This window comes from Sphingobacterium sp. LRF_L2, from assembly GCF_965644235.1.
GTDB lineage: Bacteria > Bacteroidota > Bacteroidia > Sphingobacteriales > Sphingobacteriaceae > Sphingobacterium.
This window is the reverse complement of the sequence record NZ_CBFFRI010000011.1, coordinates 154,296-171,188: the sequence shown is the minus strand read 5'-3', so window position 1 is coordinate 171,188 and position 16,893 is coordinate 154,296. Positions and strand designations below refer to the sequence as shown.

The 16,893-nt window shown below is 41.3% G+C and carries 9 protein-coding genes; 7 read left to right on the top strand and 2 right to left on the bottom strand.

The annotated features are described in order from the left end of the window. Positions 1–10: 10 nt before the first annotated feature. The 6 genes from ACSZOX_RS20470 (at position 11) to pelA (ending at position 11,858) form a co-directional block, all read left to right on the top strand. The gene (locus tag ACSZOX_RS20470; RefSeq protein ID WP_437922069.1) at positions 11–1,837 is read left to right on the top strand and encodes a RagB/SusD family nutrient uptake outer membrane protein; all 1,827 of its coding nucleotides are present in this window, start codon (positions 11–13) and stop codon (positions 1,835–1,837) included. Between the two features lie 49 nt (positions 1,838–1,886). Then, on the top strand, positions 1,887–3,497 hold the full coding sequence (locus ACSZOX_RS20465) for an arabinan endo-1,5-alpha-L-arabinosidase (protein ID WP_437922068.1): 1,611 nt from the start codon (positions 1,887–1,889) through the stop codon (positions 3,495–3,497). Between the two features lie 643 nt (positions 3,498–4,140). Then, positions 4,141–7,338: a SusC/RagA family TonB-linked outer membrane protein gene (locus ACSZOX_RS20460; protein ID WP_437922067.1), complete on the top strand. Its 3,198-nt coding sequence runs from the start codon at positions 4,141–4,143 to the stop codon at positions 7,336–7,338. 11 nt (positions 7,339–7,349) lie between these two features. After that, positions 7,350–9,137 carry a RagB/SusD family nutrient uptake outer membrane protein gene (locus ACSZOX_RS20455; protein WP_437922066.1) on the top strand — a complete coding sequence of 596 codons (1,788 nt, stop codon included), beginning with the start codon at positions 7,350–7,352 and terminating at the stop codon, positions 9,135–9,137. Beyond that, positions 9,130–10,743: a DUF5123 domain-containing protein gene (locus ACSZOX_RS20450; RefSeq protein ID WP_437922065.1), complete on the top strand. Its 1,614-nt coding sequence runs from the start codon at positions 9,130–9,132 to the stop codon at positions 10,741–10,743. Before ACSZOX_RS20455 ends, ACSZOX_RS20450 begins: the two co-directional genes overlap by 8 nt. A gap of 86 nt (positions 10,744–10,829) precedes the next feature. Continuing rightward, a complete protein-coding gene (gene pelA / locus ACSZOX_RS20445; RefSeq protein ID WP_437922064.1) occupies positions 10,830–11,858 on the top strand; it encodes a pectate lyase in 1,029 nt (342 codons plus the stop codon). A gap of 110 nt (positions 11,859–11,968) precedes the next feature. Here pelA and ACSZOX_RS20440 read toward each other — a convergent pair whose 3' ends face one another. Next, on the bottom strand, positions 11,969–13,003 hold the full coding sequence (locus ACSZOX_RS20440) for an Rpn family recombination-promoting nuclease/putative transposase (RefSeq protein WP_437922063.1): 1,035 nt from the start codon (positions 13,001–13,003) through the stop codon (positions 11,969–11,971). A gap of 1,757 nt (positions 13,004–14,760) precedes the next feature. Between ACSZOX_RS20440 and ACSZOX_RS20435 the strand changes: the two genes are divergently transcribed. Beyond that, on the top strand, positions 14,761–14,970 hold the full coding sequence (locus ACSZOX_RS20435; protein WP_437922062.1) for a hypothetical protein: 210 nt from the start codon (positions 14,761–14,763) through the stop codon (positions 14,968–14,970). A 56-nt stretch (positions 14,971–15,026) separates the two neighbouring features. Here the strand turns inward: ACSZOX_RS20435 and ACSZOX_RS20430 are convergent, their stop codons facing one another. Further along, positions 15,027–16,877, bottom strand: a complete 1,851-nt coding sequence (locus tag ACSZOX_RS20430; RefSeq protein ID WP_437922061.1) for a DUF4859 domain-containing protein — start codon at positions 16,875–16,877, stop codon at positions 15,027–15,029. Positions 16,878–16,893: the final 16 nt, after the last annotated feature.

Below are 16,893 nucleotides of genomic sequence, written 5' to 3'. Positions count from 1 at the left end.
AAAGACAGCAATGAAGACAATCAGATTAAAACACCTATTAAGTATCCTAAGTATCAGTTTATTTCTGTGTACAGGCTGCGACAAATATCTTGATAAAGAATACGATGCATCTTTATCCGAAGAAAAAGTATTCGCAAATGCGACTTTAACACAAGAGTTTCTGGCAAACATTTATACCTTTTTACCCGATGGTTTTGGCCCGTTCAGTGACACCCAATTCTTAAATGCTTCCCGGGATTGCATGTCGGACAATTCCATCGCTTTTTGGGGATTGATCTATTACAACAAAATACGCACGGATAGTTATACGTCCACCTCTCACCCATTAGCCGGTAGCTTCTGGACAAATAACTTTACCGGCATTCGTCGATGCAATAAATTCCTAGCCAACGTGCGTGCTGATATCATTTCGGACGCAACTATTCAGGGCGATGACAATAAACTCTTCACTAGATACAAAGCCGAAGCTCGTCTACTTCGCGCACTTTATCATTTTGAATTGGTTGCTTACTTCGGAGCTGCTCCTATACTCGATGATAAGGTATTCAATCTAGGTGACGAAGAGTTAACCAACGTAACACGTAGTTCAGCAGCAGAAGTCCTCGCTTGGATTGCATCGGAATGCGATGAAGTAAAAGATGTATTACCTTTCCGCTACTCTTCTCAAGGAAACTGGGGTCGGGTAACAGGCGCATTAGCTTACGCGCTTAAATCACGCGCACTCTTATACCGTGCAAGCGCACTGAACAATACAGAAAGCAATGGATCGTGGTGGACGGAAGCAGCGCAAGCAGCGCAAGATTTTATCACGAAAAACAACAGCTTCGCTACACCGCACCAGTTGTTTACTTACACGGGGGCAATATCCAGTACCAGCATGCCTTCCGACATTGTTAATGCAAAGCCAGGAACACTCAATTATCTGTATTGCTTCGTGACCTTGCCTTATAATAACGATGAAATTATCATGGGTAGATCTATCTGGTCTACCACAACCATTGATTTCAGTCTACTTCCTTTCGGAAGTTTTTCAGGCGCTTATGGAAGAACAAACCCGACGCAGAATCTCGTTGACGCTTACGAAACCATGAATGGAAAAACGATTACCGAAGATGCCACATATGATGATCAACAGCCCTATTCGAACCGAGATCCTCGATTGGCAGCTACCATCTTCCATCACGGCTCCACTTGGGGTCGACCAGATTACGGCGAAGAGGCTGCCGTAGACGTACATTACAATTCCTCCACCGATCAGGGGGCCGATTATAGAGGATCTTCCGGTGGAACCTACACCGGCTACTACGTCAAGAAATTTGTAAATCCAACGATTATTTTCAATTCTTCTTACCTAACAGCACAAGCCCACAGTTGGATTATCTACCGGTATGCAGAAATTCTACTGAACTATGCGGAAGCACTGAACGAAGCACAAGGACCAACAACAGAAGCTTATGCAGCAATTAATCAAGTGCGTACACGTGCTGGAATGCCCAACCTGCCCACAGGCCTTTCTCAGGCGGCATTTCGTAAACGCGTCCGCAACGAACGCCGCGTAGAGCTTGCTTTTGAAGACCACCGTTACTTCGATCTACGTCGTTGGAAATCCTATTACGATCAGACTAGTACCGACGAAACCAGCAAGCCTTACCAGGAACAAATTTATAATCTATATGGCGTGACAGTGACCACCAGCAATGGAGTAACGAAATACACCTATGGAAAAGACACCAATGTCGGTGATGTCTCTTATACGCGAACGAAGAATGATCTCTTCCCAATTCCGTATGCAGAAGTAACAAAGGCGCCTTCATTGGGTCAAAATTCAGGATGGTAACTCGCTCACAATAATTTAATCATGAAGTATTGCCGCTAAAATTATTCAAATGAAAAAAAGAACAGTAGGTCTTGGGATAGTACTTATCCTCGCGTTAAGTTGCAAAAAAGACCAAACGATAGATAACGATGGTACATCGCCAACAGACAGCACAGAAAATGGCGTAAGCTATACGGCTCCAAGTTATGCCGATGATTACGCTGCTATTTCCAGTTGGGATAATCGGGTGGAATGGAATTTGGCAAACGTCCACGATCCAACAGTTGTGAAAGCAGCTGACGGTTACTATTACATGTATTCTACCGATGCTTCCTATGGAAATGCGCACGATGGAAAAGGGCATTTTCTATACAGGCGATCAAAGGATTTGGTTCATTGGGAATTTAAAGGAATGGCGATGACTGCATCACCAGCATGGCTAACGGATTCCTTAAACAATATGCGCGCTGTCGATGCGTTAAGTGCAATAAGTGCACCTGCACTAGCTTTCTGGGCACCCAGCATCAAGAAAGTGGGCAGTAAATACCGAATGTATTACAGTGTGGTTGTTGATAATTACATTGCCTCTGGCAAAGCTAATACAGCTGACAACTTTGATAACTCTTGGTCAGAAAAAGCATACATTGGCTTACGGGAAACTGATTACCCAGCAAACAATCTCTGGATAGACAAAGGGATGGTGGTATGCTCAGCATCAGATAAAGGCAACGATTGGTATCGATCGTCTTTAAACAATTGGAATGCCTACTTTAAGTATAATGCCATTGACCCATCCTATATTGTTACACCCGACAACGAACATTGGTTAATCTACGGTTCATGGCATAGTGGTATTGTCGCCATACAGCTTAATCCAGAAACAGGCTTACCTCTCAAGAAATTTGATCGAAAAGATGAGTCGACTTGGGGTACGCCCATCTACACCCGCACGAAAAACTCGAGATGGCAAGGTTCGGAAGCCCCTGAAATTATTTATAATGCCAAAACAGGCTACTATTATTTATTTCTGGCATATGATGAGTTATCCGTCGCCTACAACACGCGCGTAGCACGTTCAAAATCTGTCACAGGTCCATACCTTGGTTATGATGGTAAAGATATCAGCAGCGGAGGCGAAGTGTACCCCATCTTAACCCATCCCTATCGCTTCAACAATCATGCAGGTTGGGTAGGTATCTCCCATCCAGCAATCTTCGAAGATGAAGCAACAGGATCATGGTACTATGCTTCACAAGGAAGGCTTCCTGCAAACACAAATGGAAACGCTTACAGCAATGCTATCATGATGGGGCACATCCGTGCGATTGAATGGACATCAGATGGTTGGCCTGTCGTCATGCCCGAACGTTATACAGCATTACCACAGGATGTGATATCCGAAAATGATCTGGTAGGAACATGGGAATATATCGCATTGAATTACCAATATGGCGTCCAACAAACAGCAACAACACTGACGCTGCTTAGCGACAAAACGGCGACAGGGTCGTTATCGGGTAATTGGAATTACAATACAAACACACAGATACTGACAATAGGAAGTCAACAGCTGCTGCTTCGACGGGAACTGGATTGGGAGTCTGATCCCCGGACCCCAACAATTGTATTCGCAGGATTGTCAGCCACAGGTGTTTCCATATGGGGAAAAAAATCTAAGTAGCCTGTTTAACGCTCGTCTAAAATGACAGAGAAAAGCTAAACACAAATAGATTAGCTTTTCTTTGTTCCCTATTCATCCGATTTCTCTATAGAATTACGGAGCAGTTTTTTGCGGAATTTTATTTATGAAATAAAAGAGTTATAAAAACTAATCCATAGCATTTTTTTTATGGAAAGCCATTTCTGTTTTCGGGTGTTACAAACAAATCTTTGTAACAAGGAAAAATATATCACACTAACTTTCAGCATACTCTTTTTAAAAAAAATCACTTCCCTCCAACTGTCCTGCACTGTCTGCATCCAACTGATTATCAACAAACAACGCAGAAACATTCAGAATAAAATCGAAATAAGGGTATTTTTCATAAAGAAAAATAAATGGTTCAATAATTATTCCGGCAACGATTGCGTAGTTTTTTCAACGAAAATCGATCATTCAATCATTCCTTTCTCTTATTATTGTAGAGTCGATAAAGTCATTACATCGAAAGATATAATCATCTAATCGACATAACCATAAAAAGTAAATCTAATAATAACACGAAAATTATTGTGTCCCCACGGGATTTGTTGTCATCAAGCAACCGACGTTGTGTAAGGTCACGTATTAACAAGTTTAACCACTATAAATTTTAATTTTTATTATGAGGAAACTACATGCCCTATTTCTTTTACTCCTGTTTTTTCAAATGGCTTTTGCCCAGAAAAGAACCCTAACAGGAAAAGTAGAAACCGCCGATGGGAGCCCCATCGAATCCGTCACTGTCAAGATTAAAGGAAAGAATGTACAGACAAAGACCGATGCATCGGGAATGTACAGTATCAACATTGAGTCAAGCAGTGATATTTTAACCTTTACATCCGTAGGATACACTGTCCAAGAGCTACCGGTTACGGACAACAACACACTCCATGTCGTACTGCAAGAAGCCGACTCCCAACTTGACGAAGTAGTCGTCATTGGCTATGGTACTGTCAAACGTAAGGATCTTACAGGAGCGGTATCTTCGGTAGATGCCAAAACCATAGCAGCGGCACCTGTTTCCTCGGCACTAGAAGCATTGGCCGGTCGTGTTTCGGGCTTATCGATTATGACAACTGAAGGGTCGCCAGAAGCCGAAATGACCGTGCGCGTGCGCGGAGGAGGATCCATTACACAAGATAACTCCCCTTTGTATATTGTCGATGGTTTTCCAGTAAGTTCGATCGCCGATATCGCCCCCAATGATATCGAAACGATTGATGTCCTGAAAGACGCTTCTTCAACAGCAATTTATGGATCCAGAGGTGCAAACGGCGTCATCATCGTTACCACAAAATCGGGTAAAGCAGGCAAAACAAACATCAGTTTTAATGCCTTCACCGGTGTAAAAAGACTTGCCGATAAACTTACCGTGCTCCAGCCCTATGACTATGCTTTATTGCAATATGAGCGCGCACTCTTGAAAAAGGATACGATAAACTACACTAAATATTTTGGCGAATTTCAGGACATCGATCTCTATCAAGGTGTTGTTGGAAATGACTGGCAGGATATTGTATTTGGCAACACAGGAACGACTTACAATCAAAATCTAAGTGTTAGCGGAGGAACAGAAAAAACAAAATTCAATGTTTCGCATAATATGGTCAAAGACAAAGCTATTATGGCCTTATCCCGTTACGAAAGACAAAACTTAAATTTTAAACTCAATCATAAAATTTTCGATAAACTGACATTAGACTTAGGTTTTCGCTTTGCCGACACCAAAATAAACGGTGCAGGTGCAAATGAAGTAAACGAAAAATCATCCGCCGATTCTCGCCTCAAGCATGCGGTTATCTATCCATCAATTCCACTTCCGGGTTTGACCATACGCGATGAAAACACTGACGAGGATGATTCCGGATTCAGTCTATACAATCCTTTGGTATCCCTTTCTGATAATGACCAATTAGTAACGAGAAGACAGTATAATCTAAATGCAGCCTTAAATTATCAAATCACGGACAATTTGCGTTTTCGAACCGATATCGGTTATGACGATTACAAAAACTATCAAGATCGATTTTACGGTGTAACAACCTATTATGCGACAAACATTAGTGATGCTCAGTACCAAGGCAATCCTGTTCTTGGAACGACGAACACGACGAAAAGTACCCTTCGCAATACAAATACGTTAAACTTTGATTTTAAAAATATACTAGCAAAAGATCATAGTCTTAATCTATTAGGAGGACACGAATATCTCGTTACGAAAGAGAATGTGTTTTCAAAGGAAAACGTAGGATTTCCAACAACCTTTACATTCGAAGACGCACGAAAACTTTCGGGTCAGGGAGTCGCGTATGCCAGCAATACCTTCTATTCACCAGACGATATCCTACTCTCTTTCTTCAGCAGAGCTAATTACGGTTACAAAGGGAAATACTTGTTTAATATTGCTTTTAGAGCGGATGGTTCTTCCAAATTCTCTACGGGAAACAAATGGGGTTACTTTCCTTCAATGGGAGCAGCATGGCGTATTTCAGATGAAGGCTTCATGACCTCTACAAAAGGTTGGTTAGATGATCTCAAGTTGCGGTTCAGTTATGGGGAATCTGGCAACAACAGAATTCCTGCGGGGCAAATTTTACAAGAATATGCTGTTTCCAACCAAAACATCTATGTGAATGGGGAGACAAGTCTATGGGCGCCATCCAAAACCATGGCAAATCCTGATTTAAGATGGGAAACAACCGTCACACGAAACTTGGGATTAGACATGGCTTTATTTAAAAACCGGCTAAACTTTACAGCAGAGATATATCAAAATACAACCAAAGACCTGCTTATTCTCTTCCCCGTTGCAGGCACAGGATACGATAACCAATACCGCAATCTGGGCGACACGGAAAACAAAGGATTTGAAGTTTCTGTAAACTACAATGCCATCAGAAAGAAGAACTTCGATCTCATGATCAATGCCAACCTTTCCATCAATAGAAATAAAATCAAATCTCTGGGAGGTCTAGATGCCATCAATGGATCGACAGTGACCACAGGTTGGGCATCGACTGAGATCAATCAAGATTACCAAGCTGCACTTGGACAAGCTCTTGGTTCGATGTACGGCTATCAAAATGCCGGAAGATATGAAGTCTCCGACTTTCAAGGTTACATCAACAATGCCTGGGTTCTGAAAGAAGGTGTTGCCGATGCCAGTGGTGTCATTGGCACCCTTCGCCCAGGTTCTTTAAAGCTGAAAGATCTGAATAACGATGGTGTGATTAATGCTGACGATGACCGCACCATCATAGGCAACGCAACGCCCAAGCATACCGGCGGTTTTTCACTCGTATCACGTATCTATAACTTTGACATAGCAGCCTATTTCACCTGGAGTTTCGGTAATGATATCTATAATGCGAACAAAATCGAATACACAACAACAAGCAGATACGCAAATAGAAACATGACCAGCGAAATGGAATCTGGAAAAAGATGGACAAACCTCCGAGCCAATGGAACGATCAGTAACGATCCCGATGAACTTGCATCTATGAATGCCAATACCACCATGTGGTCTCCGGTAATGGATCGGTTTGTATTTAGCGATTGGGCGGTAGAAGATGGCTCATTCCTTCGTCTGACAACAGCAACCATAGGTTATACATTGCCCCAAAGCATTAGCAAGCGAGCAAAAATGGAAAGATTACGTTTCTACGTATCAGGCTATAATTTATTAAAGTTTACCAACTATAGCGGATTTGACCCAGAGGTCTCAACAAGGAGAAAAACACCGCTGACTCCTGGTGTTGATTATTCGGCTTATCCTAAAAGCAGAAGTTTTGTATTCGGTGTAAATGTTGGTTTTTAAAGACTGAAATTATGTTAAAGAAATATCTATTACTACTTGCATTCGGTGCATCCATTCTTTCCTCGTGCAAGAAAGATCTGCTAGAAGCAGAATCACAATCATCATTAGATGCGTCTGTTATTTTCACTACCTCTGTACTCGCGGAAGGTGCATACACAGGTGTAGTACAAAGCTTTATGGAAACAAACTCCCATCGCTCGAGGTACCTATCTTATTACGGAGCAAACACAGATGTGGACGTCTACCTCTCCCTAAAAAACATCAGTGATGATCGTACAAAACTGGTTAATTACAAGACGAACGTAGGAAATACGAACTTAAACTTATCCAACGATACCTGGGCGATGATGTATCAGGGAATTGAGCGTGCAAATATTGCCATCTATGCATTAAATACCTACAATGATATTCCCAACAACAGCGCGATGGCCCAATTGTTAGGTGAATTTATGACGATACGCGCTGTCATGTACTGCGAACTTATCAAAGCCTGGGGCGATGTACCAATGCGTTTTGATCCAATAACAACGGAGACCACAAATTTGCCGAGAACGGATAAATATGTTATCTACAAACGCTTGTTAGCAGACTTGGAAGAAGCACAGAACTACCTGCCTTGGCCTAACCAATCTGAGAAAACGAAGTCTGTGGAACGCGTAAGTAAATCATTCGCTAAAGCACTCAGAGCAAGAATTGCGCTATATGCTGCAGGCGTATCTCAAAATATGGATGGTACAACAGGACGAACATCCGATTCCGATATGTCTACCGATAAGCTGTATACTATTGCGAAGGAAGAATGTCAAAGCATTGTCGACGCGGGAGTCAATCAGCTGCAATCTTTCGAAACTGTATTTAGAACGTTGATGGAAGAAAAGGGAACGGCAGGATTGGAGTCCATATGGGAAATCCCCTTTAAGGCAGGGCGTGGCCGTATCATGTCTGCTTATGCTGTCCGTCATGTCAATGTAGACAAATACACCAACTACGCTGGTGGCGGAAGTTTAGGTCCTAATCCTATTATGTGGTATGAATATGAGAAAGAAGATGTTCGGCGAAACGTGAGTGTTGTTCCCTATCGTTGGGATGGAGGTAAGCAATCTATCTCTTCGGCTAGTGCTTTTTATTACGGTAAATTCAGGTATGAATGGATGACACGGGATTTAAGTCTTCTAGCTACCAGTGACGATGGTATGAACTGGATGTATATGCGATATGGAGACGTCATCCTTATGTTAGCCGAAGCCTATAATGAACTTGGCGATCTGAGCAACGCCAAACATTACCTCGAACTTATCCGAAACAGAGCCTATCCCGATAATCCTGAAATGGTAACTACATACATGGCAGGTATCACAGATCAAACAGGCTTCAGAAATGCAATCATCAACGAACGAGCACTGGAATTTTGCGGCGAAATGCTTCGAAAAGCAGACTTGATCCGATGGGGCAAGCTGTCCGAGAAATTGGAGCTTGCCAAATCGAAATTACAACAACTCGATACAAAAACAGGAGCCTATGCGAGTTATCCAACAAAAGTCTACTATAAGACATTAGCCGACAATGAAACCCTAGAAATATATGGACTGGAAAAAGGACATACCGATGCTTATGGCGCAATAAATTATACCAGCAGTACCAACTGGCAGTTGGCCAGCTCGTCAGATAATGTAGGGGAAGAATATTGGAACTGTTTGTTTCGGCGTGATCCAAATTCACAGCAATATTGGCCTATTTTTCAATATTTTCTTGACAATTCAAATGGTGTCTTAACGAATGGAGGTGTAACTTATGAATAACTTAAAAATAAATCTTCTTCAATTATGCATAGTAGGCATGCTTACTATAACCAGCATTTCTTGCAGTAAAGAGCTTACGGAATTGACGAGTCTTGATTACGATCGTTTTTTCTCGGTCCAAAATATAGAAGTAAGTCAGAATGAGCAGACATTTGTGGTGTTGGTCTGGGATGCGCCTAAGCATGCTACAGGTGATCTTTCTTATACGGTAGAAGTAGCTCAGGACAATAACTTTGCAGGGGGAGCTGAATATACTTTTGAATCAGAAACCAATGCACTCACAATTACCGATGCTGATATTCTAGTCCGCACAACATATTATGCGCGTATTAAAGTCAACGGTGAAGAGAATGTATCGGAATCCAAATGGTCTGTATCCCCTTCCTTTAAAATTGCTGGTTTACAACTGTTGCAGTCGGCAAAGTACGAAAACATCACCTCGACCACAGTGCAACTGTACTGGACCGTTCCCAGTGACGTTACTCACCTCACATTAAATGATGTGAGCTACAACATTGACGAAGAAGAAAAAACAAATGGAAGCAAATTAATTTCAGGACTAACACCGTCTACAACGTATGAGGCCATCATATTTGATGGTACAGCCAATAAGGGAACTATCACTTTTTCTACCAAAGATGGCGTTCCTTCTGGGAATATTATCAACGTGTCTGCAAATCCCGCCGACGCCAGCCAAAGCCTAGAAAGTTTATTGAACACAGCGAAGAGCGGTGATGTATATGTACTAGAGCAAGGCGGCCATTACAGCCTAACAACCGTAACACTTCCCAATGGTTCGATCACCTTATTTGGCGCGGAAGGAACTGACAAACCTATTTTAACGGTTTCAGGCCAAATAAACCTTCCGACGACAGGTGGTATTATTAAATTTCAAAATATACATTTTTCAGGATATGAAGGAGGCCTAGTCGGTCAGGGCACAAAAAACAACTATATTTTCAACCAAAGTGCGGCTTGCAACATCGAAGAATTGATCTTTGAAAATTGTGAAATAAGGCATCTCACCAATTCGCCAATGCGCTTACAAAATGCGAATAATGCAAAAACAATACAAAAGTTATCGTTTAACCAATGTATTGTAGAAGATATCGGAGTCAACGCAGGTGGAAATGGCAGTTATTGTTTCATCAATAATAATGTTGCGAACAATGTAATACAGCAGATAACGATTTCCAATTCCACATTCAGTTCACTTGGGTACGGCCTGTTGTTACACAACAACTCTCCATCGGAATCGGTGACCATAGAGAGTTGTACATTTTACAATATTATCGGAACAGGAAGGATATTGATAGACTATAACGCGCAATCGTATGGAGCAATAAACATCAGAAATAGTATTTTTGCAAAACATTTGGCGGTCACCAGCCCTGTTGGTGGTGTCAGAGGCAGCGGTTCGTTGAGCGTCAGCAATTCCTTTAAAACCAGTGACCTGGATATAGACAGTAGCAGACCATTGACTGGAATCACTACCTACACAGGCAGTAGCATCGATCTTTTTAACAATCCTGCAGGTAGTAATTTCACGTTCAAAGATGCATCGTTTGAAGGTAAAAACACCAGTGGAGATCCCCGATGGAGATAGATTGCCACTGCGATTAAAAAAATAAACCGGTTGCAACGATCTCATTTATCCCAATGAGGTCGTTGCAATCATAAATAATGATTTACATGAAATACGCGATTTCTATTTTAATGCTATTTACTCTTGCACTCGTTAATGCGCAAAAAGCATCCGAAAAGATTGATACACTCGCAGAAAAAGTGCTACACTATCAATTGGCCAATGGAGCTTGGCCTAAGCAGCTCAGTGACAAATCTGTCGTCAATTATGGACTCCCTTTGACCCCGGATCTGTTGAATACAATTAAATCTACAGGAACAAAACATGCGACAATAGACAACAAAGCAACCAGTAGAGAAATCGACATATTGATGAACGCCTACAGTAAAACAAAGAAGAAAACCTACCTCCAGGCCGCGGAGAAAGGTATTGATTATCTTCTTACGGCACAATATAACAATGGAGGCTTCCCTCAATACTATCCAGACAGTTCATTGTATCGCGGACAAATAACACTAAACGATAATGCTATGGTAAATGCCTTAGCTATTCTAGATGCAACTGCGACAGGTTCGGGTTCTTATAAAGAGGTTCAGAACTCTCTTAAAAAAAGGGCAGCTGATGCCGTAGAAAAAGGCATTTCCTGCTTACTCTCACTACAAGTAAAACAAAATGATACACTTACTATCTGGGCAGCACAGTATGATCATCATACATTAACTCCAGCACAAGCACGCAGTTTTGAGCCGGCATCTTTGAGCACTGCCGAATCCGTCAACGTGGTACGCTTTCTAATGAAGCAACCTTATTCCGATCAGATCCGCCAAAGTGTAGACGCTGCTGTAAGATGGTTTGCGACGCATGATATTGAGGGGTATCGATTCGAACATATTAAAAATAGCCAAGGAGATGATGTCCGGGAACTGATCCCCGACAGTACATCTATTATATGGTCGCGATTTTATGATCTTCAGAATAACAAACCCATCTTCGGAGATCGAGACAATAGCACAACTTACAACTTTCAGGATGTTTCGAATGAACGAAAAAATGGCTATGCTTGGTTTGTGGACAGTCCCCGCAAGCTTGTTGAGATTGACTATGCGAAATGGGTAAAAAAGAACACGAAAAAGTAGCGGTAAATACTTTCCAAACCACTGTCTAGTTTTATTGATAAAGCTAGACAGTGGTTTGGTTTAACAAAAATGAATAGAGGTAAACTGAAAGGCGATTTATCATCACGAACTTACTGTTTACTTGGGGACAACTCCTTTCGCATGGCTTGTACAAATTCCAAAGAAACATCGACAATATCTGCAATAGTCTCGTCCGAACAATCTCCCCTAACAATAAGTTTATTTACAACTTCATGTTTGTTTTTTTCAATCCCCTTTTCAATTCCCTTTTTCATTCCTTGCGCTATACCTTTTTCCATACCTTCCGCCAAACCTTTTTCCATACCCTTCTCTAGACCTTCCGCTAAACCTTTCTCCATCCCTTTCGCTAGACCAGTCTTCATACCTTCCTCCATCTGCCGAAGGGCAGCACGCTCTGCTGTGATGCGGATACTTTCTGCGTCACGTTTATCTTTTAAACTCCATTCGTATGCTCTCATATCATCTACTGTTAGATTTGAAACTGCTCCTAACTCAAAGATAAGCCTAAACACGCGCTTATCCAAGAACTTGGGCATTTCATTCAACGCATTCATGTACTTAAATAAATAAAGCCACATATCCATCGTACTCTTTACCTCAGCACCTTTTTTCTGAAAATTGGGTAGACACAACAGTTTGTAACCTAATTTATCGTAAAAGATCTCTTTACTATCTTTATCGCACAAAAGCACGTCATTATAATATTTATCCGGAAGGCTTCCCTGCAAAGAAAAATCTAAAATACCGATCAGATAAACTTCTGGAAGCTCATAACTATTTCCCCGAGGTCCTCTCGGTACTAAGCTATGGATAAGACGGGAGCTGTAGTAAACCATGCGATCTTTGATAAACTCCTGCGCGAGCTGCTGCATCTCGATGATAAAATGGCTGTTATCCTCACTCGTGCAGTACAGGTCAAAAATAACCTTGCGTCCACCCTCCCGCTCCGCCTGTCGTTCAGTAGCGCGGTAGTCCAGATCCTTAATTACCTTTTCCCCGTCAAAGAGGCTGTTCAGAAAGGAAATCAGGTTCTGCTTGCCCTGTTCAGGACCAAAATAAAGCTTCCAGCCAAAATCAGTACATATATCTACGTACTTCCCTAAAAGATTGTTTTGTGTTTTCATTTGAGCATAATTATCACCGCTATACCTGTACATCAAAATAAGAGCACATGACAAACGGATCGTTGTTATAAATGGTCGTCAAGAATAATTCTACTTGCCTCTAGGGACAGTAGAACTTCTTCAGACTGTACAATTGATTTTCGTAATCAAAGATCAGAAATAAAAAGATAAAAAGCTAATAATATTAGCTTTTTATCTTGATAAATAAATACTTTCTCACCTCAGGCGAAGGCCGTCTTTTTTCCAATCTGGCCTATTTCCTGGCAGGATACTGCCAAAAATCCCCCATAAACGACACTTAGTCTGAACCAACCCGATATAAATCTGTCCCAACCGCATAACAGTCTATCACAACCGCATAGCAGTTTATTGCAAACTAGAATAAGTTTATCACAAACGTAAATGCGTCTGTCGCAAACGAAGACAAGTTTATCGTCAGCTTGCATCTGACACCCCAACCGCATATCAATCTGTAGCAACCGCGATTGCGTTTGTCACAAACGAAAATCAGTTTACCGCAAACGCTTCCAAGTTTATAACAAACGCATATCAGTTTATCACAAACGAAGTTCGGATACGACAAACTTACATCAGTTTATGACAAACTTTTTAGCATCTGCCCTTATTTCGGCTCTCTTCCATAGTCTTTAGACGGTCTTTTTCGAAGTGCCACCCTACCATTTACAAAAAATATCAAGGTCAGAATACATAAGGAATAAGTTCCTTAACAGAAGATACAGGTATGTAATACGCTAACACAAGTATGATCTGCGCCAATACAGGTATGTAATACGCTAACACAAGTATGATTTACGCCAATACAGGTATGTAATACGCTAACACAAGTATGATTTACGCCAATACAGGTATGTAATACGCTAACACAAGCATGATCTACGCCGATACAGGCCTGTAGTACGCTAACACAAGCATGATCTACGCCGATACAGGCATGTAATACGCTAACACAAGTATGATCTACGCCAATACAGGTATGTAGTACGCTAACACAAGTATGATCTGCGCCAATACAGGTATGTAGTACGCTAACACAAGTATGATCTACTCCAATACAAGCATGTAGTACGCTAACACAAGTATGATCTGCGCCAATACAGGTATGATCTACGCCAATACAGGCATGTAGTACGCTAACGCAAGTATGATCTGCGCCGATACATGTATGTAATAAGCCAGTACAAGTATGATCTACGTCAATACAGGTATGTAATATGCTAACGCAAGTATGATCTACGCCGATATAGGCATGTAGTACGCTAACACAAGTATGATCTACGCCGATACAGGCATGTAGTACGCTAACACAAGCATGATCTACGCCGATACAGGTATGTGATACGCTAACACAAGTATGATATACGCCAATACAGGTATGTAATACGCTAACACAAGCATGATCTACTCCAATACAGGTATGTGATACGCTAACACAAGTATGATATATGCTTATACAGGTATGTAGTACGCCAGTACAAGTATGATCTAAGCCTATACCAGTTGCTATCGCCCAAAACCAATCACAAAAAAACTTATACTAGTAGTGCAAAACCATTAAGAGAATTCTATTCTGTAGACTATTGAATCCCAGAGCTAAAATATGTGATCTATACATCAAAATCCGGTTAGTAATACAGATGAATTATTCCTATTTTAACTAAAAAAAAACATTAAGATTCGCATTGTAAATCAATATTTAAAATTAAGGTTACAGATACTATCTTAAATTAACTTTTATTATGAGCATACTATTTATCGGAATGCAAGAAATTATTATATTTTTTGCCCTTGGTTCATTTCTTTTTTTCGGTTATACGATTTATCACGCAGTATGTAACCCGTATCTCAATAGTAACCAAAAGTTACTATGGATTATCATCATTCTATTCGGTTCATTAATCGGCTGGACACTTTATTGGATTCTAGGTAAACGAGGCCAAAACGATTAAAAAAAAGGAGCTGCTAAAACAGCAGCCCCTCTCAAATAAAAACAATTACCAAAACTTTAGTTGATTGTTACATTAAAGGTGAATGTCGCTTGTACAGTTTTATTTGTATCATAAGTGTATATAATCGCCTGACGGATCGTGTATTGGTTTCCTTGCGATGTAGCTCCTGGGTATTGCCCAACTGAGAATGTGAGATTGTTCGCATTAAACTCTGAAAAAAGTACAGACCCCACATTCCAGTTCGTTACATTACCTGCTGCCGTATACCAATGTCCATAACCATTTGCTGTGGTTGTTGCATTCAATGTACCGTTTGCCTCTACTGCATAGAACTTCATCGCACCGCTAGACAGTAGTCCTGCTATATCAGTGGGTTGCACAGCAAAAGCCTGCCCCAATTGCGCGGCATTCACCGAAACATCAGCACCTGTGTATTCCGTAGCGCTTGCAGCAAAATTTACGTTATAATTTAGTGCAATATCTTGAGGTTCTGCATCGACATCAATAAAATCAACAATGTTTGTATTCGTAAATTGAACCTCGTATGGCCACTGCTCATCGTTACTTTCATCTTCATCCCAAGCATGGGGCTGGTAAACAGTTGGAGCGCCTGTCACCACAAACCATAATTTGCTACAGTTTGCAGGCACTGTAAAATGCACCGTACCAGTTCCTCCTTGTGCCATATCTCCATATACGCGGGTTCCATTTTCTAATAGGGCCACATAGCCGTATCGCCAGCCTGCACGTGAAGCATCCACTGGATTAAACCCCGTAGCATTCGCCAATCCTGTAAACGAAGTCGTTATCTGTGTACCTGTCGCTGGCACGACCAATGGAATGACATTGTATCCCGTCGTGCCAGGGCAGCGTTCATAAGCTACTCGGTAACTCCCGTTACTTTGTTTAGTAAATTTATGTGTATGCTTTCCGATATAGTTTTGTCCAAAACTACGTATACTATCTAAATCCCATGTCACAAAACGTGTAGCAGCTTCATAGATCTCATCATTGAATTGACTAACACTCAAACCGTTTATACGCATATAAGCTTGAATAGGATCTTCCGGCTGGTTAGCTTCCCGCCACACACGCCCAACCATATCAATACCATGCTTATTCGTCCAATACCAATGAATAAAATAACTGGCATAGCGCTGATGTTCATGGTGAATATGACGGTGGTAATTCTCCGTATAAACTGTAAAATTATAGGAAGAAAAAGCTTCTTCCGGGTAACTTTGAAAAGCTTGCCATTGGGCCGTTTGTTCCCAAAATGCATTACCGCCATTACCACCAAAACCATAGCGAAAACCATGCGTAGCCCCTAAATCACAGCGTACCTGATACTGAAAACTATGTCCGATCTCGTGCGCAATAGTGGAACCAACGGGTTTACAAGTTGCAGGATTAATCCATAATGCACCAATCACATCATCGTATCCACCACCATAAGCCATCCATTCTGTTGTATAATGTAGGAATATCATCATCTTGTATTTATCGAGATTAGATTTCCCCACACCGCGTTCTGCAAATTTCAAGGTATTGATGTTGATACTGTAGAACTGTTCAGCTTTTGCCAGTAAATCATCAATATCTACACGATAGGTTTCGGGTACAGTAGCAGAATTGGGATCATTGCTTCCGTAGCCAGCGCCCCAAAACACTATAAAATGTGTGGATTCCCGACTTCTACTATAGGACCAGGTACTCGCATTGTTTGTAAAATCCATATCAGCGAATTCATTTGGCCTATAAATCGTTAACGAATCATCAGAAGGCGTTTCTACTTCAGGTGGATCGGTTTCCTGTTGCGGAGCTACAATTTTTTTACTACATGCGGTCGTAATCCATACAAGGGAAACAAGCAACGAAATAAATATGGGAATTACTCTATTTACCATAATCATACAATTGAAG

What these genes read in the sequence shown, in the direction of transcription:
- ACSZOX_RS20470 (WP_437922069.1), top strand. Translation starts at nt 11, where the DNA reads ATGAAGACAATCAGATTAAAACACCTATTAAGTATCCTAAGTATCAGT.
- ACSZOX_RS20465 (WP_437922068.1), top strand. Translation starts at nt 1,887, where the DNA reads ATGAAAAAAAGAACAGTAGGTCTTGGGATAGTACTTATCCTCGCGTTA.
- ACSZOX_RS20460 (WP_437922067.1), top strand. Translation starts at nt 4,141, where the DNA reads ATGAGGAAACTACATGCCCTATTTCTTTTACTCCTGTTTTTTCAAATG.
- ACSZOX_RS20455 (WP_437922066.1), top strand. Translation starts at nt 7,350, where the DNA reads ATGTTAAAGAAATATCTATTACTACTTGCATTCGGTGCATCCATTCTT.
- ACSZOX_RS20450 (WP_437922065.1), top strand. Translation starts at nt 9,130, where the DNA reads ATGAATAACTTAAAAATAAATCTTCTTCAATTATGCATAGTAGGCATG.
- pelA (WP_437922064.1), top strand. Translation starts at nt 10,830, where the DNA reads ATGAAATACGCGATTTCTATTTTAATGCTATTTACTCTTGCACTCGTT.
- ACSZOX_RS20440 (WP_437922063.1), bottom strand. Translation starts at nt 13,003, where the DNA reads ATGAAAACACAAAACAATCTTTTAGGGAAGTACGTAGATATATGTACT.
- ACSZOX_RS20435 (WP_437922062.1), top strand. Translation starts at nt 14,761, where the DNA reads ATGAGCATACTATTTATCGGAATGCAAGAAATTATTATATTTTTTGCC.
- ACSZOX_RS20430 (WP_437922061.1), bottom strand. Translation starts at nt 16,877, where the DNA reads ATGGTAAATAGAGTAATTCCCATATTTATTTCGTTGCTTGTTTCCCTT.